The organism is Actinosynnema sp. NPDC049800 (assembly GCF_040656635.1).
Taxonomy (GTDB): domain Bacteria; phylum Actinomycetota; class Actinomycetes; order Mycobacteriales; family Pseudonocardiaceae; genus Actinosynnema.
In genome coordinates this window covers 235,810-260,680 of record NZ_JBFAMT010000003.1, presented here as the reverse complement: position 1 = coordinate 260,680, position 24,871 = coordinate 235,810, and the positions used below count along the sequence as shown (strand labels likewise).

The window sequence follows — 24,871 nt, the reverse complement described above, 5'->3', positions numbered from 1 at the left end:
CCAGTGCGACAGCCGGTACCAGGAGGTCAGTGATGCCGGGGCCCAGCCGGGGCAGACCCGTGCGACGCCCGTTGTCCGTCCGCGGGCCCGCTCCCCGGGCGCGGCGCGGCGGCAACAGCCGGGTCCGCCTCGCCGTGGGCCGGCTGCTGCTGGTCGGCGCGCTGCTCCTGGCCGGCCTCAAGCTGGTGCAGGTGCAGGGCTTCCAGGCGGAGGCGTTGTCCGCGCAGGCCGAGCAGCAGCGCGCCACGAAGATCGACATCCTGGCGCCGCGCGGCTCGATCCTGGACCGCAACGGCAACCAGCTGGCGTTCAGCGTCGAGGCGCGCGCTCTCTACGTCGTGCCGCAGCGGATGCGCCAGGAGTGGGCGAAGGCGCTGGAGGACGACCCGGACATCGGCAGCTTCGAGGACCGGATCGCCGACATCGCCGCGTTCATCGAGCAGACGCTGGGCAAGGAGGTCGCCGGGCAGAAGACGGACCGGGACACCATGCTCGCGAAGCTGTCCCGGGACACCACGTACGTGGAGCTGGTGGACAACGTCGACCCGGGCAAGGCCGCGATCATCACGGAGAAGTACTACAACGTCGGCTCCGAGGCGCGGGCCGTGCGCGTGTACCCGAACGGCGAGCTGGCGTCGAACATCATCGGCGCGGCGAACTGGCGCAAGGACGCGGAGCCGCCCGCCACGCACGGCCTGCTGGGGCTGGAGATCGCGCAGGACAACCTGCTCGCCGGTCGCAACGGGCTGCGCGTCGTGGACACCATGCAGGGCAACGACGACGTGGTCATCCCGGGACCGGGCCGGTCGCAGGAGCTGGCCGCCGCCACCCCCGGCAAGAGCCTCGAGCTGACGCTGGACCTGGACACGCAGTACGCGTTGCAGCGCATGGTCACCGACTACACGACCAGGACGGCGGCGCGCAGCGGTTCCGCGGTGGTGCTGGACAGCCGGACCGGCGAGATCCTGGCGATGGCCAACGACAAGACGTTCGACCCGAACGACTTCGGCAAGGCCTCCGACGACCAGAAGCGCAACGTCGCGGTCACCTCGGTGTTCGAGCCGGGTTCGGTGAACAAGGTGGTGACCGCCGCGACGGCCGTCGAGGACGGCATCTACCAGCCGGACAGCGTGCTGCGGGTGGACGGCCGCATCGAGGTCGCCGACCGGGTGATCGGTGACTGGTGGGACCACGGCCCGCTGGACATGACGTTCACCGGCGTGTTCGCGAAGTCGTCCAACGTGGGCACGCTGATGACCGCGCAGAAGATCGGCCAGGACCGCTACTCGGACATGCTGCGCAAGTTCGGGTTGGGCGAGCGGACCCAGTCCGGGCTGCCCGGCGAGGAGCCCGGGTACGTGCCGCCGCTGAAGCAGTGGTCCGGCTCGACGTTCGGCAACCTGCCGATCGGGCAGGGCCTGAACATGACGTTGCTGCAGATGACCGGGATGTACCAGGCGATCGCGAACGACGGCGTGCGCATCGCGCCGCGGATCGTGCGCGCCGAGGTGTCCGCCGACGGCAGCCGCAAGGAGATCGGCCCGGCCGAGACCGAGCGGGTCGTGTCGCCGCAGACGGCCAAGACGGTGCGCGACATGTTCCGCGCGGTGGTGCAGAAGGCGCCGGGGTCGGACTCGGCGCTGCAGAGCGGCACGGGCACGCCGGCCGCGCTGCCGGGGTACCAGATCAGCGGCAAGACGGGCACGGCGCAGCAGATCGACCCGAAGTGCGGCTGTTACAGCAGTTCGCAGTACTGGATCACGTTCGCCGGCATGCTGCCCGCCGAGGACCCCCGGTTCGTGGTCGGCATCATGCTCGACAACCCGACCGGCAACCCCCAGTCGGCCGCGCCGCTGTTCCACGACGTGGCGTCGTACCTGGCGCAGCGCTACCAGATCCCGATGTCGGCCGAGCAGAGCCCGATCGTGCCGCTGGTGCGGTGACGTCCGGTTCCTGCCAACGCCGGTGCCGCCGGGTCGCCGCCGCCTACCGTTCCCGGCATGGGAGAACTCGGCCGGCTGGTGGCGGTGGCGGGCGTCGCGATGGTCGCCTTGGTGGCGTGCGGTTCCGATTCCGGTGACGTGGCCGTTTCGCCGCCGGCACCGGTCTCGTCCTCACCGGCGCCGTCGACGACCGCGGGCAAGTCCCTCGTCGAGGTGTGCTCGGACCTGAACGCGTTCGTCACCGCCGCCGGTCCGATGTACGACCTGGCCAGGTTCGCGCTGGCCGACGGGGAGACCCCGGAGGAGCGGCGGACGGTGAACGTCTACGTCAGCAGCATGGCGGTGCACGGTTTGCTGCTCGCGGACCACCCCGAGATGGGCCACCACTTCAGCGCGGTCGCCCTGGCGGCGGCCGAGGCGAAGCGCAAGCTGACCGAGGGCGTGCCCGCCGCGGAGGCGATCGCGGTGTTGAACGACGAGCCGACGACCGCCGCCCGCGAAACCGCGGTCGCTTACCGGGGCGACTGCTGATCCGCGTCGTCCCACCGCACGGCAACCGGCCCTCACCTCCCTCAATATGCAAAACAATTCAGGTTCAGTGGGGTGGTGGGACGGGAAAACCGGTCCGGAGTGGACGTGCCGGCCGAACACTCTCCGTGCGCCGGTAGCCTTCCGCGCGTGCCTGCCAAGCTCGAGGGCAAGGTCGCGACCGCTCCGCCTCGCCCTTCCCGCACCCAGCCCGTTGCCGTGTCCGAGCTCGCCACGACCATCGACGCCCACCTGACCGCCCCGGACCGGGCGCACGTCCAGGTCAGCGGCGTGACGTTGCGTGCCCAGCACGTGCGACCCGGCGACCTGTTCGCCGCGTTGCCGGGCACGCGGGTGCACGGCGCCGACTTCGCCGCCCAAGCCGTGGAGCACGGCGCGGTGGCCGTGCTGACCGACGAGGAAGGCGCGGCGAAGGTCCACGGCGTGCCCGTGCTGGTGCACCCGGACCCCCGCGCGGTCCTCGGGCTGCTGGCCTCCGGCGTCTACGGCGAGCCGTCCACCAAGCTCGCCGTGTGGGGCGTGACGGGCACCTCCGGCAAGACCACCACCAGCTACATGATCGAGTCGGCCCTGGTCGCGGCCGGTCGCGCCACCGGGCTCATCGGCACGGTCGAGACGCGCGTCGCGGGCGCCCGGCTCGACAGCGCCCTGACCACCCCCGAGGCGCCCGACCTGCAAGCCCTGCTGGCCGCGATGGCCGAGTGCGGCACCACGGACGTCGTCATGGAGGTCTCCAGCCACGCGCTGCGCCTCGGCCGGGTCGGCGGCGTGGGGTTCGCGGTCGGCGCGTTCACCAACCTCTCCCAGGACCACCTGGACTTCCACCCGGACATGGAGGACTACTTCCGGACCAAGGCCGAGCTGTTCGACGGCCGGGCCAGGGCCGAGGTGGTCTGCGTGGACGGCGAGTGGGGCCCGCGCCTGGTCAAGGACGCCACCGTCACGGTCGCGACCACGAAGCCCGCCGACTGGACGGCCACCGACGTCACCGTGTCCGCCACGGGCGAGCAGGCGTTCACCGCGCACGGCCCGGACGGCGTCGCGCTCGACGTCGAGCTCAGCCTCCCCGGCGACTTCAACGTCGCCAACGCCCTGCTGGCCATCGCCTGCCTGCACGTCCGGGGCATCCCGCTCGAAGCCGTCCGCGAGGGCCTCAAGAACGTCCAGGTGCCCGGCCGGATGCAGCGCGTCGACGAGGGCCAGGACTTCACCGCCGTCGTGGACTACTCGCACAAGCCGGCCGCCGTCGCCCTCGCGCTCGACGCGGTCCGCGCCCGCGCCACCGGCCGGGTCATCACGGTCCTGGGCTGCGGCGGCGACCGCGACACGGCCAAGCGCCCCCTCATGGGCGAGGAGGCGGCACGGCGCAGCGACGTCCTGATCGTCACCGACGACAACCCGCGCACGGAGGACCCGGCGCGGATCCGCGCCGCGATGCTGCACGGCGCGCTGGCCGTGCCGGAGGACGAGCGCGGCGAGGTCGTGGAGATCGGCGACCGCGGCCGCGCCATCGAGCACGCCGTCTCCCTGGCGCGCACCGGCGACGTCGTCGTGGTCGCGGGCAAGGGCCACGAGACCGGCCAGGAGATCGCGGGCGTCGTGCAGCCGTTCTCCGACGTGGACGCACTGACCGGCGCGATCAGAGGAGCCACCCGGTGATCCAGCTCAGCCTCGCCGAGATCGCCGAGGTCGTCGGCGGCAAGCTCCACCAGGCCACCGGGGCCGAGGTGGTCACCGGCAGCGTCGAGTTCGACACCCGCGAGGTCACGCCCGGCGGCCTGTTCCTGGCGCTGCCCGGCGAACGGGTCGACGGCCACGACTTCGCCGCCCAGGCCGTGGCGCGGGGCGCGGTCGGCGTGCTGGCGGGCCGGGAGGTCGACGCGCCCGCCGTCATCGCGCCACCCGTCGACCGGACCGAGGGCAACGCCTACGTGCTGTCCGGCGACACCGACGGCGCGGGCGCGGCCGTGCTGAAGGCGCTGGCCAAGCTCGCCCGGCACGTCACGGACCGGCTGGAGCACCTGACCGTCGTCGGCGTGACGGGGTCGTCCGGCAAGACGTCCACCAAAGACCTCATCGCCCAAGTCCTCGCGCCGCTGGGCCCGACGATCGCGCCGCCGGGGTCGTTCAACAACGAGCTGGGCCACCCCTGGACGGCGTTGCGCGTCGACGAGGACACCCGGTTCCTGGTCCTCGAGCTCAGCGCCCGGGGCATCGGCCACATCGCCGAGCTGTGCCAGGTCGCCGTGCCCCGCGTCGGCGCGGTCCTGAACGTCGGCAGCGCGCACGTCGGCGAGTTCGGCTCGCGGCAGAACATCGCCAAGGCCAAGGGCGAGCTGGTCGAGGCCCTGCCCGAGGACGGCATCGCGGTCCTCAACGCCGACGACCCCCTCGTCGCGGGGATGGCCGGCCGCACCAAGGCCAAGGTCGTCTTCGTCGGCGAGAACCCGTCCGCGCAGGTCCGCGCCAAGGACATCGAGCTGGACGAGCAGGCCCGCGCGCGGTTCACCCTGGTCACCCCGAAGGGCGAGGCGGACGTCCGACTGGCCGTCCACGGGCCGCACCAGGTCGGCAACGCCCTCACCGCCGCCGCCATCGCGCTCGAACTCGGCGCGACCCCGGACCAGATCGCGCGGAGCCTGGGCTCGGCCGAACGGGTGTCCGCGCATCGCATGGCGGTCTCCGAACGTCCTGACGGTGTGACCGTCATCAACGATGCGTACAACGCCAACCCGGAGTCGGTGCGCGCGGCGCTGAAGTCGCTCGCCACCATCTCCCGGTCCGCCACGCCCGCCCGCCGCAGCTGGGCGGTGCTGGGCCCGATGGCTGAACTGGGCGCGGACTCGATCCGCGCGCACGACGAGATCGGCCGGCTCGCGGTCCGCTTGGACATCAACAAGCTGGTCGTGGTCGGTCAGGACGCCCGCGCGATGCACCAGGGGGCGCACCTGGAAGGATCTTGGGGCGAAGAAGCGATTCTGGTGCCCGACGTGACGGCGGCCGTCGAGCTGCTGCGCGACCAGGTGCGGCCGGGTGACGTCGTCCTGGTGAAGGCATCCAACTCATACGGCCTGTGGCGGGTTGCCGAGGCTCTCCTGGAGGCGGTCAGCAAGTGAAGAGCATCCTGATCGCGGCGGCCATCGCCCTGATCACGTCGATCATGCTGACGCCGTACCTGATCAAGATCTTCTCCCGGCAGGGTTTCGGCCAGGAGATCCGTGAAGAGGGACCGCAGAGCCACAAGACCAAGCGCGGCACGCCCACCATGGGCGGCGTCGCCATCCTGGTCGCGATGTGGGCGGGCTACCTCGGCTCGCACCTGGTGAACTCGATGTCGGCGTCCGCGCAGGACCAGACGCCGAGCGCGTCCGGCCTGCTGGTGCTGATGCTGACCACGTCGCTGGGCGTCGTCGGCTTCCTGGACGACTTCATCAAGATCCGCAAGCAGCGCAACCTGGGCCTGAACAAGACCGCGAAGCTGGTCGGCCAGTTCGTGGCCACGATCATCTTCGCCGTGCTGGTCATCCAGTTCCCGAACAAGGACGGGATGACGCCCGCCTCGGTGAACCTGTCGTTCGTGCGCGACATCGCCGTGGTGTCGTTCGGCGTGGTCGGGTTCGTGGTGTTCTGCTACGCCGCGATCAGCGCCTGGTCCAACGCGGTGAACCTGACCGACGGCCTCGACGGCCTGGCCGGCGGCACGTCCGCGATGGTGCTCGGCACCTACGTGGTGATCAGCTTCTGGCAGTTCCGCTACAACTGCTCGAACCTGCTCGTGGCCGGCTGCTACGACGTGCGCGACCCGCTGGACCTCGCGCTGGTGGCCGCCGCCGCGATGGCCGGCTGCATCGGCTTCCTGTGGTGGAACGCCGCGCCGGCCAAGATCTTCATGGGTGACACGGGCTCGCTCGCGCTGGGCGGTCTGGTCGCCGGCCTGTCCATCGCCACGCGCACCGAGCTGCTGATGGTCGTCATCGGCGGTCTGTTCGTGGTCGAGGCGCTGTCGGTGGTCCTGCAGGTCGCGGTCTTCCGGACGTCACGACGGCGGTTGTTCCGCATGGCGCCGTTCCACCACCACTTCGAACTCGCCGGGTGGGCGGAAACCACGGTGATCATCAGGTTCTGGCTGCTCGCGGGCATGTGCTGCATGCTCGGGCTCGGCCTGTTCTACAGCGAGTGGCTGACCGCGGTCGAGAGCTGACGATGGGATTCCTCGCAGGTCGTCACGTCCTCGTGGCCGGCGCCGGGGTGACCGGCCGGTCGGCGGCGGAGGCGTTGCTGGCGGCGGACGCGGTCGTCACCGTCACCGACGGTTCGGCCGACCGCCTCGCCGCGCTGGAACAGCTGCTGCCCGGCGTGACGCTGACGCCCGGCCTGGTCGAGCCGCCCTCGGGGACGGACCTGGTCGTGACCAGCCCGGGGTGGCGTCCGTCCAGCCCGCTGCTGGAGGCGGCGACGTCGGCGGGCATCGAGGTGATCGGCGAGGTCGAGCTGGCCTGGCGGATGGGGCTGGAGCTGGCCGACCCGCCGACGTGGCTGGCCGTGACGGGGACGAACGGCAAGACCACGACCGTCGGGATGCTGGAGTCGATCCTGCGCGCGGCCGGGATCGACGCGGTGGCGTGCGGCAACGTGGGCCTGCCCGTGGTGGACGCCCTGCTGGCCGGGCGCCGGGTGCTGGCGGTGGAGCTGTCGAGCTTCCAGCTGCACTGGTCGCCGTCCGTGCGGCCGTTCGCCGGGGTGCTGCTGAACCTGGCCGAGGACCACCTCGACTGGCACGGCACGTTCGAGGCGTACGCGGAGGCGAAGGCCGGTGTCCTGACCGGTGAGGTCGCCGTCGGCGGGGTGGACGACCCCGTGGTGGCGCGGCTGCTGGCCTCGTCGCCGGCCGCCGCGCACGTCGGGTTCACGCTCTCCTCGCCGGAGGAAGGCCAGCTCGGCGTCCACGACGGGCAGTTGGTCGACCGGGCGTTCGGGCCTGCCGACGAGGTGTTGCTGCCGGTCGCCGACGTCCACCCCGGTGGGCCTCCCGGGATCGCCGACGCCCTGGCGGCGGCGGCGCTGGCCCGTGCGCACGGCGTGTCGGCGGCGGCGGTGGCCCAGGGCCTGCGCGACTTCACGCCGGGGGCGCACCGGGCCGTGCTCGTGGCGACGGTGGACGGGGTTTCGTACGTCAACGACTCGAAGGCCACGAACCCCCACGCGGCGGCGGCGTCGTTGCGGTCGCACGAGAGCGTCGTGTGGTTGGCGGGTGGGCTGCTCAAGGGTGCGTCGGTGGACGAGCTGGTGCGGGATGAAGGTCATCGGTTGCGCGGGGCGGTGCTGATCGGCGCGGACCGCGAGGTGATCGCTTCGGCGCTGGCCCGGCACGCGCCGTCGGTGCCGGTGGTGGTGCTGGACGAGGGCTCCATGGCCGACGCCGTGCACGAGGCCCGTGCGATGGCGAAGCCCGGGGACGCCGTGGTGCTCGCCCCGGCCGCCGCGTCGATGGACATGTTCACCGACTACGCCCATCGCGGGCACGCGTTCGCCGACGCGGTGGTGGGGCTGGTCGGTCAGCGCGGGTAGATGCTGTCCGGGTCTTTCAGGTAGGTGTGGGCGGCGTCGACCACCGGGCACGGCCACGGCGTGCGCGTGAACCGGCCGTCGAGCCAGGTCGGCGCGCAGCCCAGGCACAGCCCGAAGGCGTCGGCCTGGTGGTTGCCGAGCGTGCCGCGCAGGGCCGCGACCAGGCGCGGGACTTCCGTGCGTGCGATGGCGCGGACCGTGTCGTCGTCGGTTTCGTGCTCGTTGGTCAGCAGTTCGACGGCGTCCAGGTAGCCGAGCATGTCCTGGTCGAGCAGGTGGAAGGCGCGGGCGAGCGCATCGGAGATCATGCGCCCAAAGGTGCACTTCAGCGGCTTTCGATGCAACACGGCAATGTGCGTATCGGCAGAAGTTCACCCGATCAGTGGCCCTGTTTCCCGCTAATGTCGCACCATGCCGCAGAACCAAGGCCCTGGAGTCCGGCGGCGCGTCCTGGCGAGCGCGCTGACCCAACTCCGCGAGGAGGCAGGGCTCGACTTCGACGACGTGGTCGAGAACCTGGGCTACTCGAAGTCGAAGATCAGTCGCATCGAGTCGGCGTACACCGGTGTGTCCATAGTAGACACCCGGGCGCTCGCGGAGCTCTACGGGGCCACACCCGAGAAGACGGCCTGGTTGCTGCGGTTGGCGAAGGTCGCCAAGAAGCGCGGCTGGTGGCACGTGTACGGCGATGTCCTGTTCGACTGGTTCTCCGAGTACGTGGTCCTGGAGTCCGAAGCCACGGCGGTCAACATCTTCGAGATCGACCTCATCCCAGGCCTGTTCCAAACCCCGGCCTACTCGTGGTGGTCGATGCGCGCCTACGCACCCGATGCGACGGACGAAGTCATCAACAAGCGCGCTGAGCTGCGCCAGACCCGGCAGCGCCGAGTGGAAGACGGGTCGCTGTCGGTGTGGGCGATTGTCGACGAGGCAGCGCTGCGCCGGGCGGTCGGCGGCCGCGAGGTGCATCTGGAACAGCTGAACCACCTGTCGAAGGTGGTCGAGCGGCCCAATGTGACACTCCAGGTGTTGCCTTTCGGCAAGGGCCAGCACATGGCCATGGGCACCGCGTTCCACCTGTTGAAGTTCGAGGACTTCCCGAGTGTGGTCTACATCGAGAACCTGACCGGCGGCCTCTATTTGGATGAAGAGGCCGAGGTCGAGCGGTATAGCCTGGTGTTGGATCACCTGCGAGCTGCGGCGCTCGACCCACACGAGTCGGTCGCGCTGATCAGGAGGGTGATCGAAGATCTTTAGCTCGCCGAGGGGGAACGCGATGTGGTCGGAGTGGCGGAAGAGCACCCGTAGCAACGGCGGCGGTGCCTGCGTCGAGGTGGCCGTGTGGCGTAAGAGCAGCCGCAGCAACGGCTCGGGCAACTGCGTCGAGGTGGCGGTTTCGGCTGACGCGTTCCGGGTTCGGGACAGCAAGAACACCGCCGGCCCGGCCTTGACGTTCGGCGGCCGGGCCATGGCGATCTTCCTGGCCGGTGTCAAGCGGGACAACGTCTAGCGTTCAGGGTCTAGTCGGTGGGTGGTGCAGTGGCGAACGCGCCACTCCGCGCCCACGGCGGTGGTGCGACCGGGTCGCCCTTCTTCGGGCTCACGCGGTGGTCGCTCCCGGTTCGGGGACGTCACCCGGGTCCTCGCCGTCCTGCTGAAGGATCGCGAGGAGCCGTGGATCGGCGTGGACCTCGGCTGTGTGCTGCCACTCGCTGATGAGCTGCGTGACCGGGGCCGGCGTGCCCAGGGAGTCGGCGGCCTCCAACGTCTCCACGAGTTCCACGACGAACGCCCGCATGTCCTCGCGCGGCAGGAACCGAACCCACGGGAACGCCTTGGGCATCACGTCGGTCACCAGGTCCCGGACGCTTTCGCTGTGCTGCACAAGAGCCACGAAGAGGGCGGTCGTGGTCGAGATGACCTCGCGCACCTCCTCGGCTCTGCTCACGGTGGTGAGCACCAGGTCTTCCTCGTCGCCGCGCCGGTGCACGAGCAGCGTCCGGCTCGGCGACTCCTGGAGCTTGCGGACCGAGTCGGCCGGCTTGTTCGACAGGTCGCTGAAGTTGATCTCGGACGCCGAGATGCCCATAGTTGCAAAGTACCTTGAAACTCGCGGGAGGTGCCATCCGGGTCACCGGGCAGTGATCGCGGTCGCGTCGCGCGACACGCGGCCGATTGGCGGCGTTCGCCGGGCCGCGCGGGAGACGATGGGCGCATGACTGCGGTGGACCGGAAGCCGGTGGGGGAGCGACCGCCCAGAGCGCAGCGCAAGCGCGTGGTCGCGGTGCGGACGTCGTTGACCGCTTGGCTCGGCCGTCCGCTGGCGGACTTCCACCTGCTGCTCGCGATCTTCGGCATGCTCACCGTGCTCGGGCTGATCATGGTGCTGTCCGCGTCCGCGCCGGGCGAGGTCGCGGAGGGCGCGTCGGCCTACAGCGTCTTCAAGAAGCAACTGCTGTACGTGGGCGTCGGCGCGATCGTCTTCCTGATCGTCCTGCGCATCCCGCTGCGCACGATCCGGCACGGCAGCACGATGGCGATGCTCGTCTGCGTCATCCTGCTCGTCCTCGTGCTGACCCCGCTCGGCTCGGTCCTGGGCGGCGCGCAGTCGTGGTTCACCATCGGACCCGTCTCGTTCCAACCCATCGAACCCGCGAAGCTCGCCCTCGCGCTCTGGGGCGCGCACGTCCTGGTGACCAAGCGCGCCCTCCTCGACCAGTACCGGCACCTGCTGGTCCCGGTCGTCCCCGTGGCGATGCTGGTGTTCGCGCTGGTGATGCTGCAACCCGACCTCGGCGGCACGATCACGCTGGGTGTCGTGCTGATGAGCCTGCTCTGGTTCGTGGGCGCGCCCATGCGGATCTTCGGGATCATCGCGATCGGCGCGGTGACGGGCGCGTTGGTGCTCGCGCTCGGCTCGGACTACCGGTTCAAGCGCGTGCAGACCTTCCTGAACCCCGCCGCCGACCCGCAGGGCGACGGGCTCCAGGCGTTGCAGGCGCTCTACGCCCTGGCCGAGGGCGGGTTCTTCGGCAAGGGCCTCACCAACGGCAGCTCGAAGTGGCGCTACCTGCCGAACGTGCACAGCGACTTCATCTTCGCCGTGATCGGCGAGGAGCTGGGCTTCATCGGCTGCGTGCTGGTGCTCGGCCTGTTCGTCCTGCTCGCGGTGGTAGGCCTGCGGATCGCGGCGCGCAACACCGACCCGTGGATCCGCATGGTGTCCGCGACGCTCACGGTGTGGCTGGTCGCGCAGGCCGCGATCAACATCGGCTACGTCGTGCAGCTGCTGCCGGTCACCGGCATCACCCTGCCGATGATCTCCTCCGGCGGCACGTCGGTCGTCACGACGATGTTCGTGTTCGGCATCCTCGCCAACTGCGCACGTCACGAGCCGGACGCGGTCTCGGCGTTGCGGTCGTTGGGCCCCGGCCGGGTCGGCGGGGTGCTGAAGCTGCCCGCGCCCGTGGTCTACAAGCCGCCGCCGAAGCGGCGCCCGGTGCGGCCGTCACCGCCTCCCCGCGGCCGCAAGGCCGCGCCGCCTCCCGTCGACGAGCGGAGGATGGCCGGTCGTCACGCTCCGCCGTCGGAGTACCGTCGTCGCGAATCCCGAAAGGCCGGCCAGGACCGGGACGCGCGGTCCAGGCGGCGTGACGGGCGTTAGCGGTACCGGACACAGCGGTACACCGACGCGAGGAGGAAATGCGTGACCGGGGTTCCCCAGCAGGCCGGACCGTGCGTGGTGGTCGCCGGAGGCGGCACCGCCGGGCACATCGAGCCAGCCCTGGCCCTGGCCGACGCGGTCATGCGGCTTCGGCCCGACGCGCGGGTCGTCGCGCTCGGCACAGAGCGCGGTCTGGAGAACAGACTCGTGCCGGCCCGCGGCTACCCGCTGGAGCTGATCCCGCCGGTGCCGATGCCGCGCAAGCCGACGCCCGACCTGCTCAAGCTGCCCCTGCGGGTGCGCGGCGCCGTGAAGCACACCCGTGAGGTGCTCGAACGGGTCCGCGCCGACGTCGTGGTGGGCTTCGGCGGCTACGTCGCCCTGCCCGCCTACCTCGCCGCGCGCGGCCGGGTGCCGATCGTGGTGCACGAGGCCAACGCCAAGGCGGGCCTGGCCAACAAGGTCGGTGCGAAGTTCGCCGAACGGGTCGCCGCCGCCGTGCCCGACTCGGGCCTGACCGACGCCGAGATCATCGGCATCCCCCTGCGCTACTCGATCACCTCGCTCAAGCGCGCCGAGCTGCGGCAGCAGGCCCGCGCCCACTTCGGCCTGCACCCGACCGCGCCCACGCTGCTGGTGTTCGGCGGCTCGCAGGGCGCCCGGTCGATCAACAACGCGGTGTCCGGCGCCGCGTCGGCGTTCGCCCAGGCCGGTATCGGGGTGCTGCACGCGCACGGCCCCAAGAACACCGTCGCGGTGCAGTCGGTGCCGGGCGCGCCGCCGTACGTGCCGGTGCCGTACCTGGACCGGATGGACCTCGCCTACGCGGCGGCGGACGCGGTGCTGTGCCGGTCCGGCGCGATGACGGTGGCCGAGGTGTCCGCCGTGGGCCTGCCCGCGGTGTTCGTGCCCCTGCCGATCGGCAACGGCGAGCAGTCGCTCAACGCGAGCGCGGTCGTCGCCGCCGGCGGCGGCCTGCTGGTGCCCGACGAGCAGCTGACGCCGGACTGGATCACGGCGAACGTGGTCCCCCTGGTGTCCGACCGCAACCGGCTGGCCGCGATGACCGCGGCCACGCTGAGCACCGGTCACCGCGAGGCGGACGAGGTGCTGGCCCGCATGGTGCTCGAGGTGGTCAAGAAGTGAGCGACGTCCTGGACCGCGTGCACCTCGTCGGCATCGGCGGGGCGGGCATGAGCGGCATCGCCCGGATCCTCCTCGCCCGCGGGGCCCAGGTGTCCGGCTCGGACGCCAAGGACTCGCGCACCGTGCTCGCGCTGCGCGCGCAGGGCGCGGCGATCGCGGTCGGCCACGCCGGCGCGAACCTCGACCAGCTGCCCGACGGCCCCACGGCGGTCGTGGTGTCCACCGCGATCCGCGAGGACAACCCGGAGCTGGTGGAAGCCCGCGCCCGCGGCACGGTCGTGCTGCGGCGGGCCGAGGCGCTGGCCGCGTTGATGCTCGACCACCGGGTGGTGTGCGTCGCCGGCACGCACGGCAAGACGTCGACCACGTCCATGCTCACGGTCGCGCTGCAGCACTGCCGGATGGACCCGTCGTTCGCGATCGGCGGCGACCTCAACGAGTCCGGCGCGAACGCGCACCAGGGCGCCGGCGGCGTGTTCGTCGCCGAGGCCGACGAGAGCGACGGCTCGTTCCTCTACTTCTCGCCGTCGGTCGCGGTCGTGACCAACGTCGAGGCCGACCACCTCGACCACCACGGCACCGTCGAGGCGTACGTGGCGGTGTTCGACTCGTTCCTGGAGCGCATCACGCCCGACGGCGTGCTGATCGCGTGCGCGGACGACCCGGGCTCGGCGGCGCTGGCCGAACGGGCCGCCAAGCTCGGCATCCGGGTCCGCACCTACGGCCGCACGGCCACCGGCGACGGCTCGGTCCGCGTGCTCGACTACCGGCCCGCCGACTCCGGCGGCGTCGCCAGGGTCGAGCTGGACGGCGACGTCGTGGACGTGCGCGTGGCCGTGCCGGGCGAGCACATGGCGGGCAACGCCATCGCCGCCCTGATCGCCGCGCTGGAGCTGGGCGCGGACCGCCAGGGCGTGCTGATCGGGCTGGCCGCGTTCGGCGGCGTCCGGCGGCGGTTCGAGTTCAAGGGCCAGGCCAGGGGGGTGCGGGTCTACGACGACTACGCCCACCACCCCACCGAGGTCGCCGCCCAGATCGCCGCCGCCCGGCCGGTCGCGGGTGACGGCAAGCTGGTCGTGGTGTTCCAGCCGCACCTGTACTCGCGGACGCGGCTGTTCGCCGAGGAGTTCGCCGCCGCGCTCGGCGCCGCCGACGGCGTCGTCGTGCTCGACGTCTACGGCGCGCGGGAGGAGCCGGAGCCCGGCGTCACCGGCGCGCTGGTCTCGGGCCTGGTGCCGCTCGACGTCGGCAAGGTGGTCTACGAGCCGTCGTTCGACCGGGTGCCCGCGCTGGTCGCGAGCATGGTCGGCGAGGGCGACCTGGTGGTGACCATGGGCGCGGGCGACGTGACCATGCTCGGGCCGGAGATCGTCGGCGAGCTGGACCGGGCATGAGCGGGCTCGCGAGCGCGGCGCCCGGCGCCCCGGTCCCGTCGTCGGGCGCGGGCGAGGCGTGACATGAGCACACAGGCGGCGCGTCGTCGTCCGGGCGCTTCCTCCGGCCCGGGTTCCCGGCCGCCGGCGCGCCGTCGTCCCACCCGACGTCCGACGCGGGCCGAGCTGTACCGGCGCAAGGTGGTCCGCCGCCGCGTCGGCGCGATCCTCGCGATGCTCGTGGTGACCGTCGTCGTCTGCACGGTCTGGTTCACGCCCGCGCTCGGCGTCCGCGAGGTCGAGGTGCGCGGCGTGGCCAACCTGACCGGCGACGAGGTCCGCACGGCCGCCGCGATCGAGCCGGGCACGCCCCTGGTGCGGCTGGACGTCGACGCGGTCGCCGCCCGGGTCCGGGAACTGCCGCGCGTGGCCGGTGTCGAGGTCGAGCGGGTCGTGCCCGGCACCGTGCGGCTCACCGTGGACGAGCGGGAACCGGTCGCGGTGATCATCGCGCCCGACGGCGCGCACCTGGTCGACGTGACCGGCAAGGACTACGCGACCGTCGTGCAGCCGCCGGCCGGCCTGCCGGAGCTGAAGGTGTCCGCGGACGCGGTCGCCGCGGCGGTGTCCGTGCTCACGCAGGTGCCCGGGGCGTTGCGGGAGGACGTGCTCAGCGTCACCGCGGACTCGCCTTCGGACATCCGGTTGATGCTGAGCGGCAGCCGTGAGGCCCGCTGGGGCTCGTCCGCCGACACCGTGCGCAAGGCCGCCGTGCTCGACGTGCTGATGACCCGCAAGGGCACCGTGTTCGACGTGTCCAGCCCCGAACTGCCCACGGTGTCGTGAACCCGGTCCCGGGAACGGGGCCGGTAAACCCGGTGACGTGGTGAAACCCGCCACACGAGGTATCCGGGAAAGTCGATCGTCCGGGCGTGGTCGCGCGGTGATACTTCCGGTATGACGCAGACGCCGGTGGACAACCGGATCGAACTCCCGTACACCGGCGACGAACGCGCCCTGCTGTCGGGTTTCCTCGACTTCCTGCGCGGGACGATCGAGTTCAAGTGCGCCGGGCTGTCCGACGACGACGCCGCGCGATCGGTGCTCCCGTCGCAGCTCAACACGGCCGCGGGCATCGTCAAGCACCTGCGGTGGGTCGAGCACTACTGGTTCGAGGTGGCGCTGGCCGGCCGGCCTTCGCGCGCCCCCTACACCCGCGAGGACCCGGACGCCGATTGGCGCATCGAGCCGGGCGAGACGATCTCGGGATTGATCGCCGACTACGCTGAGCAGTGCACGGCGAGTCGGGAACTCGTCGCGGGCCTCGACCTCGACCACGAGGTGGCGTTCCGCGGCGACAAGCGGCTTTCGGTGCGCTGGGTGCTGATCCACATGATCGAGGAAACGGGTCGGCACGCGGGGCACCTGGACGTGGTGCGGGAACTGCTCGACGGGGTGACCGGCGAGTAGAGACCGCTCACCCGGTCAGGACACAACACGGCGTGGCTGCTGGACCGAGGCATTCGCGATGCATAACGTCCAGCAGGAACATACGGGGTTGACATAACTCTGAACCTCTGGTTGAGAGTTTCAATCCGGGTGGAGATCCGTCCGGGCTGTGACACCGGTGGTCATCCACTCCAGCACATGAGCACGGACACGATCAGGAAGGCGGACCGATGACGCCCCCGCACAACTACCTCGCGGTGATAAAGGTCGTCGGCATCGGCGGTGGCGGTGTCAACGCCGTCAACCGCATGATCGAGGTCGGGCTCAAGGGCGTCGAGTTCATCGCGGTGAACACCGACGCCCAGGCGCTGCTCATGTCGGATGCCGACGTGAAGCTCGACATCGGCCGCGAACTCACCCGCGGCCTCGGTGCAGGCGCCAACCCCGAAGTCGGCCACAAGGCCGCCGAAGACCACCGCGAGGAGATCGAGGAAGTCCTCAAGGGCGCGGACATGGTGTTCGTGACCGCCGGCGAGGGCGGTGGCACGGGCACCGGTGGCGCGCCCGTGGTCGCCTCGATCGCCCGCAAGCTCGGCGCGCTGACCATCGGTGTGGTCACGCGACCGTTCTCGTTCGAGGGCAAGCGCCGCGCCAAGCAGGCCGAGGAAGGCATCCAGGCCCTGCGCAACGAGTGCGACACCCTCATCGTGATCCCGAACGACCGGCTGCTGCAGCTCGGCGACATCGGCGTCTCGCTGATGGACGCGTTCCGCTCCGCGGACGAGGTGCTGCTGTCCGGTGTCCAGGGCATCACCGACCTGATCACCACGCCCGGTCTGATCAACCTGGACTTCGCCGACGTCAAGTCGGTCATGTCCGGCGCGGGCAGCGCGTTGATGGGCATCGGCTCGGCCCGAGGCGAGGGCCGAGCGGTCCAAGCCGCCCAGAAGGCGATCAACTCGCCGTTGCTGGAAGCCTCGATGGAGGGCGCGCACGGCGTGCTGCTCTCGATCGCCGGTGGCAGCGACCTCGGGCTGTTCGAGATCAACGAGTCGGCTTCGCTGGTGCAGGAAGCCGCGCACCCCGACGCGAACATTATCTTCGGCACGGTCATCGACGACTCGCTCGGTGACGAGGTCCGGGTGACGGTGATCGCGGCGGGTTTTGACAGTGGCGGGCCGACGCACAAGAAGCTGGAGCCGCAGGCTCTGTCCAGCCCGCCGCGTGGCACGCCCGTGGCCTCGGCCGCCGCGGGTCAGGTGAACCACAACCCGCAGCCGCAGCCGGTGCCGCAGGTCCAGCAACCGCCGCCCGTGCACCAGCACCAGCCGCAGCCGCAGCCCGTGCAGCAGGTGGAGCAGCCGGTGCCGCCGCGGCCGACCGTGCCGCAGCAGCCGCAGTCCGGCCAGGGCAACGGCCAGTCCCCGTACGCCGCGCCGCAGCCGACCATGCCGAGGTCGCTGTCGCCGGGCGTGCCGGGGAGCACCAGCGGGTCGTTGCCGAACCGGGCCGTGCCGGTGACGGACGACCCCGACGACGAGGTCGACGTGCCGCCGTTCATGCGTCGCTGACCCCGCGAGTCGAACACTCAGGACCCCCGAGTTCAACGCTCAGGACGGCCGATCGGCCGTCGAGAGCGTCGGACCCGGGGGTTTTGCGCGTTCGACACGCCCGACCTGAACGGCGAATTCCGAGGTCCCGGAGGCTCGACTCGCGGGACCCGGGAGTTCGGCACGCGGGGTCTGGGAAGCTTGGGTGGTGCGCATCCGTCGTGTCCTGACCACCCGCGAAGGCGGCGTGTCGAAACCCCCCTACGACTCCTTCAACCTCGGCGACCACGTCGGTGACGACCCGGCGGCCGTCGAGTCCAACCGGAAGCGGCTCGCCGAGGGGATCGGGCTCGAACCCGACCGGCTGGTCTGGATGGAGCAGGTGCACGGCCGCACGGTCGGCGTCGTGGACGGGCCGGTGAGCGAGCCGCTGGAGGCCACCGACGCCGTCGTCACGAGCCAGGAGCGGCTCGGCCTGGTCGTGCTGACCGCCGACTGCGTGCCGGTGCTGCTCGGCGACCCCGAGGCGGGCGTGATCGCCGCCGTCCACGCCGGACGCGTCGGCGCACGGGTCGGCGTCGTCCCGGCGACCCTGGACCGCATGGTCGAGCTGGGCGCGCGGGTGGACCGCGTCGAGGTCCTGCTCGGCCCGGCGGTCTGCGGCCAGTGCTACGAGGTGCCCGCCGCGATGCGCGACGACGTCGAGAAGCACCTGCCCGGCAGCGCGTCCAAGACCCGCGCCGGCAAGCCCGCCCTGGACCTGCGCGCGGGCCTCTGGCAGCAGCTCGCCGACGCGGGCGTGGGCCGGATCGGGGTCGACCCGCGCTGCACGGTCGAGGAGAAGTCCCTGTTCAGCCACCGCCGCGACCCGGGGACGGGACGGCTGGCGGGCGTCGTCTGGATGGAGCCGTGAACCGGCGCGAGGAGCTGGCCCTGTCACTCGCGGAGGTCAGGGAACGCATCGCCAAGGCGTGCGCGGCCGTCGGAAGATCACCCGATGAGGTCGACTTGCTGGCCGTCACGAAGACCTTCCCGGCGCAGGACGTGGCCATCCTGAGCGACCTCGGCCTCACCGCCTTCGCCGAGAACCGCGACCAGGAGGCGAGCCGCAAGACCGCCGAGTTCGCCGAACTGCGCCCGGACGCCGCGGCGAAGTGGCACATGGTCGGCTCGCTCCAGCGGAACAAGGCCAAGTCCGTCCTCCGCTGGGCCGACCGGATCGACACCGTCGACTCGGTCCGGCTCGCCGACGCCATCGCCAAGGCCGCGACCGAGCCGACCGAGGTGCTGGTCCAGGTCAGCATCGACGGTGACGAGACCCGCGGCGGTCACCCGATCGGTGACCTTCCGCGACTGGCCGATCACGTAGCACGTTCAGGTGAACTTATTTTTCGAGGTGTGATGACCGTCGCACCCCTCGGGATGTCTCCACAGCAGGCGTTTGCCGCTCTATACGAAGCGGTAACCCGCTTGCGGGTCGATCATCCCGATGCCACCGTGATCTCGGCGGGGATGAGCGGTGACCTGGAGGATGCGATAGCGCACGGTTCCACGTGCGTGCGTGTCGGAACAGCGTTGCTGGGCAGCCGGAGACTAGCCTCGCCGTAACTGTCTGGAACCTCTGGGACGGCCGCGACGTCCTTCGGGTAGGGATCTCGGCGGAGGAAGGGCTCGAGCCATGAGCGGGTTTCACAAGCTGAAGGCCTACTTCGGGATGGTTCCCGCCGAGTACGCCGACGACCCGGCCGCCTACGACGACGACCGGCGCTACGCGGACTACCGGTCCGACTACGCCGACCCGGAAGAGTACGAGACCTACCCGGAGCAGCGCACCGCCCGTCGCCGCTCGTTCAACGGCTACCGCGCCGAGCTGGACGACGGGGACGACTTCGAGCCGGAGCGCGGCGCCCGCCCGCGTCGGCCGTGGAGCCCGGACACGCACGGCGCACTGGCCGTGGAGCCGCAGCGCGAGCCCGTGGGCAGGCTGCGGCCCGCCCCGGAGCCCGCCGGCAACCCGCTCGCCCGCATCACCACGCTGCATCCGCGCAGCTACAACGAGGCGCGGACGATCGGGGAGCACTACCGCGACGGCACGCCGGTGATCATGAACCTCACCGACATGAACGACGCGGACGCCAAGCGGCTGGTCGACTTCGCGGCCGGTCTGGCGTTCGCGCTGCGCGGCTCGATCGACAAGGTCACCAACAAGGTGTTCCTTCTCTCACCCCCGAACATCGACGTCACAGCGGAGGACCGCAGGCGACTCGCGGAGGGCGGGTTCCTCAACCAGGGCTGAGTGGTGGCACAGTTGAGCATGTGGATGCCCTCTGGCTCGTGGTCTACTACGTGTTGTTCTCGTTCTGGCTGCTGCTCACGGCGCGTGTCGTCGTGGAGCTCGTCCGTAGTTTCGCCAGGGGATGGCGGCCTGCGGGCGGGGTCGCGGTGGCGCTTGAGACCGTCTACACCGTGACCGATCCTCCGGTCCGCTTGCTGCGTCGGATCATCCCGACGGTGCGGATCGGCGGCATCGGTCTGGACTTGTCCATTATTGTGCTGTTGCTGGTCGTTATCATTCTGATGCGAGTAGCCGATCCCAGGTGAGGGGACCAGGGATGTCCACAGCCCAGGAGTGCGTGAGGTGATCTGATGCCGTTGACCCCCGCGGACGTGCACAACGTCGCGTTCAGCAAGCCGCCGATTGGCAAGCGGGGCTACAACGAGGACGAGGTGGACGCGTTCCTCGACCTGGTTGAGGGCGAACTGGCCCGCCTGATCGAGGAGAACAACGACCTGCGCCAGCAGGTCGAGCAGCTCGACCAGCAGGTCGAGACCGCGCGTGCCGACCTCGAAGACGCCCGGGCGAAGGTTGCCGCGGGCGTCGGCCCGAGCCGCGTCGTGGACGAGCCCCGCAGGCTCGCTCCGGTGCCGCCCCCTTCGGCGCTGGAGCAGACATCGCCCGGCGGTGGTGGTGACCACCACGTCCAGGCCGCCAAGGTGCTCGGCCTGGCCCAGGAGATGGCCGACCGGCTCACCGGCGAGGCCAAGGCCGAGGCCGACGGGATGCTGTCGGAGGCCAGGACCAAGTCGGAGCAGTTGTTGTCCGAGGCGCGGTCCAAGGCCGACACGATGGTCAACGAGGCGCGCACGCGTGCCGAGACCATGCTGAACGACGCGCGGACCCGCGCCGAGACGTTGGAGCGGCAGGCCCGTGAGAAGGCCAGCGCGCTCGACCGCGACGCGCAGCGCAAGCACGCCGAGGTGATGGGCAACATCACCCAGGAGAAGAACACGCTCGAGAAGCAGATCGACAAGCTGCAGACCTTCGAGCGCGAGTACCGCACGAGGCTCAAGACGATGCTCGAGTCGTCGCTGCGCGACCTGCAGGACCGCGGCCCCGCCGCGCCGTCCGACGGCCGTCAGCAGGGTGGGTACTCGTTCGGGGCGCGCGCCGAAGCCGGCTGATCGGCGTTGCTGATCTAGTCTGCTCGACGTGCTCTACACAGTCCTGCTGTTGGTGCTGGCAGCCCTGGGGTTGCTCGTGCCCGCGCTCACCAGCGCCCAGACGCACTGGGCCTGGTTGTCCGTGGGTGCGAGCGGGGCCGCTGCCGTGGTCCTGGTGCTCGACTGGTGGCTTCGCCGCCGGTCGGGCCCCCAGGCTGCCGGCGCCGCAGTTGTTGATCACCAGGTTAGCGCCGGCGATCAACACGAGGTGCCGCGGGGCACCGAGGGCGAAACCCCGGAAAGTCCACCCGATCAGGCACATCTCGAACCTGGCGAGGAGGACACGGACGCGGCCGACGCCTTGATCGTGAGCGAGCTCACGGACGAGGTGCGGGTGCTGGACGAGCGTCCTCGCTACCACCTCGCCGACTGCTCCTGGCTCGCCTCACGGGCGTCGCTGGGCCTGCCGGTCGACGAGGCGCGCCAACTGGGCTTCACGCCGTGCGCGGTGTGCCGCCCGGACGCCGGCCTCGCCGCCCGCAAGCGGACCGCGGACCGGTCGGAAGCCGACTGAGTCCCGCTGCACGGGATCGCGTGCGCGGAGGACGCCCCTGCTCGGCAACGGGTCGGGAGGCCCTTCCGAGGGGAACGGCTCAAAGTGGTTTGCGCGGTTCGGCTACCCTGGGTGGCAGCACGGCGTTGATCCGGCCATCACCGGGGAGCCTCCGGAAGAACGGGCGCGAGCCCCAGTAGAACCGGACGGGAGCGGCCCGTCACAGCCGTCGAAGAGAGGCCAGTGCCTTCGCGCCCTGGCAAGCGGGGTGGTACCGCGGTGCGCCTGACCGGCGTGTCGTCCCCGTGAGCCGGTTGGACGCACGCGAGGAGCAGCACGATGGCCTACCCGAAGGCAGGCGAGGGTTCCGTTCCCTCCCAGCCGTCCTTCCCCGCCCTCGAGGAGGGTGTCCTCGACTTCTGGAAGTCCGACCGGACGTTCCAGGCCTCGATCGACGCCCGCCCGGCCGGGGAGAACGGGGCGAACGAGTTCGTCTTCTACGACGGCCCGCCGTTCGCCAACGGCCTGCCGCACTACGGCCACCTGCTCACCGGCTACGTCAAGGACGTCGTCCCGCGCTACCAGACCATGCGCGGCAAGCACGTCGAGCGCCGCTTCGGCTGGGACACCCACGGCCTGCCCGCCGAGGTGGAGGCGGAGAAGCAGCTCGGGTTCTCGTCCAAGAGCGAGATCGAGGCGTTCGGGATCGAGAAGTTCAACGAGGCCTGCCGCACCTCGGTGCTCCGCTACACCGGCCAGTGGCGCGACTACGTGACCCGGCAGGCCCGCTGGGTGGACTTCGACAACGACTACAAGACCCTCGACCTGGACTACATGGAAAGCGTCATGTGGGCCTTCAAGACCCTGTGGGACAAGGGCCTGGTCTACGAGGGCTTCCGGGTGCTCTGGTACTGCTGGCGCTGCGAGACGCCGCTGTCCAACACCGAGACCAAGATGGACGACACCTACCGGGACCGGCAGGACCCGGCGGTGACCGTCGGCCTGCGCCTGGAGACCGGCGAGCTGGCCCTGGTCTGGACGACCACGCCGTGGACGCTGCCGTCGAACCTGGCCGCCGCCGTGCACCCGGACGTCGACTACGTGACCGTCGAGGCGAACGGCGAGCGCTACCTGCTCGCCGAGGCCCGCGTGCCCGCGTACGCCCGCGAGCTGGGCGAGGAGCCGCCGGTCGTGGCCCGGTACAAGGGCGCCGACCTGGTGGGGCGCAAGTACGCGCCGCCGTTCGACTTCTTCGTCGGCCGGGAGAACGCGCACCAGGTGCTGGCCGCCGACTACGTCACCACCGAGGACGGCACGGGCATGGTGCACATCGCGCCCGCGTTCGGTGAGGAGGACAAGGCCGTCACCGACGCGGCGGGCATCGAGGTCGTCGTGCCGGTCGACGCGCACGGCCGGTTCACCGCCGAGGTGCCGCCGTACGAGGGGTTGCAGGTCTTCGAGGCCAACAAGCCGATCATCCGCGACCTGAAGGAAGCGGGCCTGCTGCTGCGGCACGAGACCTACGACCACCCGTACCCGCACTGCTGGCGGTGCGACAACGCGCTGATCCAGCGCGCCGTGTCGTCGTGGTTCGTCGCGGTCTCGCGGTTCAAGGACCGCATGGTCGAGCTGAACCAGCAGATCAACTGGGTGCCCGAGCACATCAAGGACGGCCAGTTCGGCAAGTGGCTGGAGAACGCCCGCGACTGGAACATCTCCCGCAACCGGTTCTGGGGCTCGCCGATCCCGGTGTGGGTGTCGGACGACCCGGCGTACCCGCGGGTGGACGTCTACGGCTCGCTGGACGAGCTGGAGCGCGACTTCGGCGTGCGCCCGACCGACCTGCACCGGCCCACGATCGACGACCTGACCCGGCCGAACCCGGACGACCCGTCCGGGAAGTCCGTGATGCGGCGGGTGCCGGAGGTGCTGGACTGCTGGTTCGAGTCCGGCTCGATGTCGTTCGCCCAGGTCCACTACCCGTTCGAGAACGCGCAGTGGTTCGAGGACCACTACCCGGGCGACTTCATCGTCGAGTACAACGGCCAGACGCGCGGCTGGTTCTACACCATGCACGTGCTGGCCACGGCGCTGTTCGACCGGCCCGCGTTCCGCAACTGCGTGGCGCACGGGATCGTGCTGGGCGACGACGGGCAGAAGATGTCCAAGTCGCGCCAGAACTACCCGGACGTCAACGAGGTGTTCCACCGCGACGGCTCGGACGCCATGCGCTGGTTCCTGATGGCGTCGCCGATCCTGCGCGGCGGCGACCTGGTGGTGACCGAGCGCGGCATCCGCGACGCGGTGCGGCAGGCCGTGCTGCCGCTGTGGAACTCGTGGTACTTCCTGGCCCTGTACGCCAACGCGGACGGGGTCGAGGGGCAGTGGCGGACGTCGTCGGAGCACGTGCTGGACCGGTACGTGCTGGCGAAGACGCACGACCTGGTGGCCGGGGTGACGGCGCAGCTGGACGTGTACGACATCTCGGGCGCGTGCGCCTCGATCCGGGAGTTCCTGGAGGTGCTGACCAACTGGTACGTGCGGCGTTCGCGCGACCGGTTCTGGTCCGGCGACCAGGACGCGATCGACACGCTGCACACCGTGCTGGAGGTCGTGTGCCGGGTGGCGGCGCCGCTGCTGCCGCTGACCGCGGAGTCGGTGTGGCGCGGGTTGACCGGCGGCCGGTCGGTGCACCTGGCCGACTACCCGTCGGCGGCGGACCTGCCCGCGGACGACGCCCTGGTGGCCGCGATGGACCAGGTGCGGCAGGTGGCGTCCACGGCGTTGTCGCTGCGGAAGTCGAACAAGCTGCGGGTGCGGTTGCCGTTGGCGAAGCTCGTGATCGCCTCGGGCGAGGTGGCGCAGCTGGAGGCGTTCACCGGGATCCTGCGGGACGAGGTGAACGTCAAGGAGGTCGAGCTCACCACGGACGTGGACGCGCACGGCCACTTCCAGCTGGCGGTCAACGCGCGTGCCGCCGGTCCCCGCCTCGGGCCGGACGTGCAGAAGGTCATCAAGGCCGTCAAGGCGGGTGACTGGCAGGAGGTGGACGGTCGCGTCGTGGCCGCCGGGATCGAGCTGTTCCCGGAGGAGTACGAGCAGCGGCTGGTCGCCACCGACCAGGGCGCGACGGCGGCGCTGCCGAACAGCGGCGGGCTGGTCGTGCTGGACACCGCGGTGACGGAGGACCTGGCGGCCGAGGGCGTGGCCCGCGACCTGGTGCGCGTGGTGCAGCAGGCGCGCAAGGACGCCGGGCTGGACGTGTCGGACCGGATCGCGCTGACGGTGCAGCTGCCGGCGGCGGTGGCGGACGCGGTGCGCCGGTTCGAGGCGTTCGTGAAGGAGGAGACGCTCGCCGAGTCGGTCGAGCACGGCGAGGTCGCCGAGGGCTCGGACGGCGTGGTCGGCGAGGGCCAGAAGGTCCGGGTCGCGGTCGTCCGCGCCTGACCCGTCCCGGGTCGAACGGGCCGGCTTTGCTCCATTTCCCGCCGGCGGGAATTCCCATCCCGCCGGCGGGAAACGCTTTTCCGGGCCCTTCCCCGCTTTCCGGCCGATTCCTCGGTCATTCGGATTCGGGTGGCTGCTCCTTCCCGGTGCGGGCGGTGCGCCTTTCGCACTACACTGGCGCCCGTGGT

Annotated in this window: 23 protein-coding genes; 21 read left to right on the top strand and 2 right to left on the bottom strand. The window is 71.0% G+C overall.

The genetic code is table 11. The features are described 5' to 3' along the window. Positions 1–32 precede the first annotated feature (32 nt). From AB0I91_RS06475 to murD, 6 genes are all read left to right on the top strand, one after another. Positions 33–1,943, top strand: coding sequence for a peptidoglycan D,D-transpeptidase FtsI family protein (locus tag AB0I91_RS06475; RefSeq protein WP_499635599.1), 1,911 nt, complete (start codon positions 33–35; stop codon positions 1,941–1,943). A 57-nt stretch (positions 1,944–2,000) separates the two neighbouring features. Continuing rightward, entirely contained in the window at positions 2,001–2,474 is a 474-nt protein-coding gene (locus tag AB0I91_RS06470; RefSeq protein ID WP_499635596.1) for a hypothetical protein, read from the top strand. Positions 2,475–2,621: 147 nt separating this feature from the next. After that, positions 2,622–4,151, top strand: a complete 1,530-nt coding sequence (locus AB0I91_RS06465; RefSeq protein WP_498781759.1) for a UDP-N-acetylmuramoyl-L-alanyl-D-glutamate--2,6-diaminopimelate ligase — start codon at positions 2,622–2,624, stop codon at positions 4,149–4,151. Continuing rightward, positions 4,148–5,608, top strand: a complete 1,461-nt coding sequence (locus AB0I91_RS06460) for a UDP-N-acetylmuramoyl-tripeptide--D-alanyl-D-alanine ligase (protein ID WP_499635593.1) — start codon at positions 4,148–4,150, stop codon at positions 5,606–5,608. Before AB0I91_RS06465 ends, AB0I91_RS06460 begins: the two co-directional genes overlap by 4 nt. Next, positions 5,605–6,693, top strand: a complete 1,089-nt coding sequence (gene mraY / locus AB0I91_RS06455; RefSeq protein ID WP_230570221.1) for a phospho-N-acetylmuramoyl-pentapeptide-transferase — start codon at positions 5,605–5,607, stop codon at positions 6,691–6,693. The genes AB0I91_RS06460 and mraY overlap by 4 nt, the downstream gene beginning before the upstream one ends. A gap of 2 nt (positions 6,694–6,695) precedes the next feature. Continuing rightward, positions 6,696–8,060 (top strand): UDP-N-acetylmuramoyl-L-alanine--D-glutamate ligase, encoded by a 1,365-nt coding sequence (gene murD, locus AB0I91_RS06450; RefSeq protein WP_499607327.1) that lies wholly within the window; start codon positions 6,696–6,698, stop codon positions 8,058–8,060. Here the strand turns inward: murD and AB0I91_RS06445 are convergent. Beyond that, positions 8,048–8,368, bottom strand: coding sequence for a hypothetical protein (locus AB0I91_RS06445; RefSeq protein WP_498781756.1), 321 nt, complete (start codon positions 8,366–8,368; stop codon positions 8,048–8,050). The genes murD and AB0I91_RS06445 overlap by 13 nt on opposite strands. 103 nt (positions 8,369–8,471) lie before the next feature. Between AB0I91_RS06445 and AB0I91_RS06440 the strand changes: the two genes are divergently transcribed. Next, a complete protein-coding gene (locus AB0I91_RS06440) occupies positions 8,472–9,317 on the top strand; it encodes a helix-turn-helix domain-containing protein (protein ID WP_499607330.1) in 846 nt (281 codons plus the stop codon). Between the two features lie 19 nt (positions 9,318–9,336). Then, a complete protein-coding gene (locus tag AB0I91_RS06435) occupies positions 9,337–9,570 on the top strand; it encodes a DUF397 domain-containing protein (protein WP_499635590.1) in 234 nt (77 codons plus the stop codon). Between the two features lie 90 nt (positions 9,571–9,660). Here the strand turns inward: AB0I91_RS06435 and AB0I91_RS06430 are convergent, their stop codons facing one another. After that, positions 9,661–10,149: a hypothetical protein gene (locus AB0I91_RS06430; RefSeq protein WP_498781753.1), complete on the bottom strand. Its 489-nt coding sequence runs from the start codon at positions 10,147–10,149 to the stop codon at positions 9,661–9,663. A gap of 126 nt (positions 10,150–10,275) precedes the next feature. Here AB0I91_RS06430 and ftsW point away from each other — a divergent pair, with 126 nt between their 5' ends. The 13 genes from ftsW to ileS all read left to right on the top strand — a co-directional run bounded on the left by ftsW (position 10,276) and on the right by ileS (position 24,683). Continuing rightward, positions 10,276–11,724 (top strand): putative lipid II flippase FtsW, encoded by a 1,449-nt coding sequence (gene ftsW, locus AB0I91_RS06425; protein ID WP_498781752.1) that lies wholly within the window; start codon positions 10,276–10,278, stop codon positions 11,722–11,724. 42 nt (positions 11,725–11,766) lie between these two features. After that, positions 11,767–12,870 (top strand): undecaprenyldiphospho-muramoylpentapeptide beta-N-acetylglucosaminyltransferase, encoded by a 1,104-nt coding sequence (gene murG, locus AB0I91_RS06420; RefSeq protein ID WP_498781751.1) that lies wholly within the window; start codon positions 11,767–11,769, stop codon positions 12,868–12,870. Further along, complete coding sequence (murC, locus tag AB0I91_RS06415; protein WP_499635587.1) at positions 12,867–14,264, top strand: UDP-N-acetylmuramate--L-alanine ligase; 1,398 nt, start codon at positions 12,867–12,869, stop codon at positions 14,262–14,264. The genes murG and murC overlap by 4 nt, the downstream gene beginning before the upstream one ends. A gap of 63 nt (positions 14,265–14,327) precedes the next feature. Beyond that, a complete protein-coding gene (locus AB0I91_RS06410; RefSeq protein ID WP_499635584.1) occupies positions 14,328–15,089 on the top strand; it encodes a cell division protein FtsQ/DivIB in 762 nt (253 codons plus the stop codon). Between the two features lie 111 nt (positions 15,090–15,200). Next, the gene (locus AB0I91_RS06405) at positions 15,201–15,713 is read left to right on the top strand and encodes a DinB family protein (protein WP_498781748.1); all 513 of its coding nucleotides are present in this window, start codon (positions 15,201–15,203) and stop codon (positions 15,711–15,713) included. A 209-nt stretch (positions 15,714–15,922) separates the two neighbouring features. Then, entirely contained in the window at positions 15,923–17,263 is a 1,341-nt protein-coding gene (gene ftsZ / locus AB0I91_RS06400; protein WP_498781746.1) for a cell division protein FtsZ, read from the top strand. A gap of 187 nt (positions 17,264–17,450) precedes the next feature. After that, positions 17,451–18,155, top strand: coding sequence for a peptidoglycan editing factor PgeF (gene pgeF / locus AB0I91_RS06395; protein ID WP_499635580.1), 705 nt, complete (start codon positions 17,451–17,453; stop codon positions 18,153–18,155). Continuing rightward, a complete protein-coding gene (locus AB0I91_RS06390) occupies positions 18,152–18,850 on the top strand; it encodes a YggS family pyridoxal phosphate-dependent enzyme (RefSeq protein WP_498781743.1) in 699 nt (232 codons plus the stop codon). Before pgeF ends, AB0I91_RS06390 begins: the two co-directional genes overlap by 4 nt. A 70-nt stretch (positions 18,851–18,920) precedes the next feature. Continuing rightward, entirely contained in the window at positions 18,921–19,538 is a 618-nt protein-coding gene (locus AB0I91_RS06385; protein WP_498781741.1) for a cell division protein SepF, read from the top strand. Positions 19,539–19,558: 20 nt separating this feature from the next. Next, positions 19,559–19,843 (top strand): YggT family protein, encoded by a 285-nt coding sequence (locus tag AB0I91_RS06380; protein ID WP_033437765.1) that lies wholly within the window; start codon positions 19,559–19,561, stop codon positions 19,841–19,843. Between the two features lie 45 nt (positions 19,844–19,888). Further along, positions 19,889–20,704, top strand: coding sequence for a DivIVA-like cell division protein Wag31 (gene wag31 / locus AB0I91_RS06375; RefSeq protein WP_106613404.1), 816 nt, complete (start codon positions 19,889–19,891; stop codon positions 20,702–20,704). Between the two features lie 52 nt (positions 20,705–20,756). Continuing rightward, complete coding sequence (locus AB0I91_RS06370; protein WP_499635726.1) at positions 20,757–21,257, top strand: hypothetical protein; 501 nt, start codon at positions 20,757–20,759, stop codon at positions 21,255–21,257. Between the two features lie 318 nt (positions 21,258–21,575). After that, a complete protein-coding gene (gene ileS, locus AB0I91_RS06365) occupies positions 21,576–24,683 on the top strand; it encodes an isoleucine--tRNA ligase (RefSeq protein ID WP_498781737.1) in 3,108 nt (1,035 codons plus the stop codon). The last annotated feature ends 188 nt before the right edge of the window (positions 24,684–24,871 follow it).

What these genes read in the sequence shown, in the direction of transcription:
- AB0I91_RS06405 (WP_498781748.1), top strand. Translation starts at nt 15,201, where the DNA reads ATGACGCAGACGCCGGTGGACAACCGGATCGAACTCCCGTACACCGGC.
- AB0I91_RS06440 (WP_499607330.1), top strand. Translation starts at nt 8,472, where the DNA reads ATGCCGCAGAACCAAGGCCCTGGAGTCCGGCGGCGCGTCCTGGCGAGC.
- AB0I91_RS06430 (WP_498781753.1), bottom strand. Translation starts at nt 10,149, where the DNA reads ATGGGCATCTCGGCGTCCGAGATCAACTTCAGCGACCTGTCGAACAAG.
- AB0I91_RS06470 (WP_499635596.1), top strand. Translation starts at nt 2,001, where the DNA reads ATGGGAGAACTCGGCCGGCTGGTGGCGGTGGCGGGCGTCGCGATGGTC.
- AB0I91_RS06435 (WP_499635590.1), top strand. Translation starts at nt 9,337, where the DNA reads ATGTGGTCGGAGTGGCGGAAGAGCACCCGTAGCAACGGCGGCGGTGCC.
- wag31 (WP_106613404.1), top strand. Translation starts at nt 19,889, where the DNA reads ATGCCGTTGACCCCCGCGGACGTGCACAACGTCGCGTTCAGCAAGCCG.
- AB0I91_RS06475 (WP_499635599.1), top strand. Translation starts at nt 33, where the DNA reads ATGCCGGGGCCCAGCCGGGGCAGACCCGTGCGACGCCCGTTGTCCGTC.
- ftsZ (WP_498781746.1), top strand. Translation starts at nt 15,923, where the DNA reads ATGACGCCCCCGCACAACTACCTCGCGGTGATAAAGGTCGTCGGCATC.
- AB0I91_RS06445 (WP_498781756.1), bottom strand. Translation starts at nt 8,368, where the DNA reads ATGATCTCCGATGCGCTCGCCCGCGCCTTCCACCTGCTCGACCAGGAC.
- AB0I91_RS06385 (WP_498781741.1), top strand. Translation starts at nt 18,921, where the DNA reads ATGAGCGGGTTTCACAAGCTGAAGGCCTACTTCGGGATGGTTCCCGCC.
- ileS (WP_498781737.1), top strand. Translation starts at nt 21,576, where the DNA reads ATGGCCTACCCGAAGGCAGGCGAGGGTTCCGTTCCCTCCCAGCCGTCC.
- murD (WP_499607327.1), top strand. Translation starts at nt 6,696, where the DNA reads ATGGGATTCCTCGCAGGTCGTCACGTCCTCGTGGCCGGCGCCGGGGTG.
- ftsW (WP_498781752.1), top strand. Translation starts at nt 10,276, where the DNA reads ATGACTGCGGTGGACCGGAAGCCGGTGGGGGAGCGACCGCCCAGAGCG.
- AB0I91_RS06410 (WP_499635584.1), top strand. Translation starts at nt 14,328, where the DNA reads ATGAGCACACAGGCGGCGCGTCGTCGTCCGGGCGCTTCCTCCGGCCCG.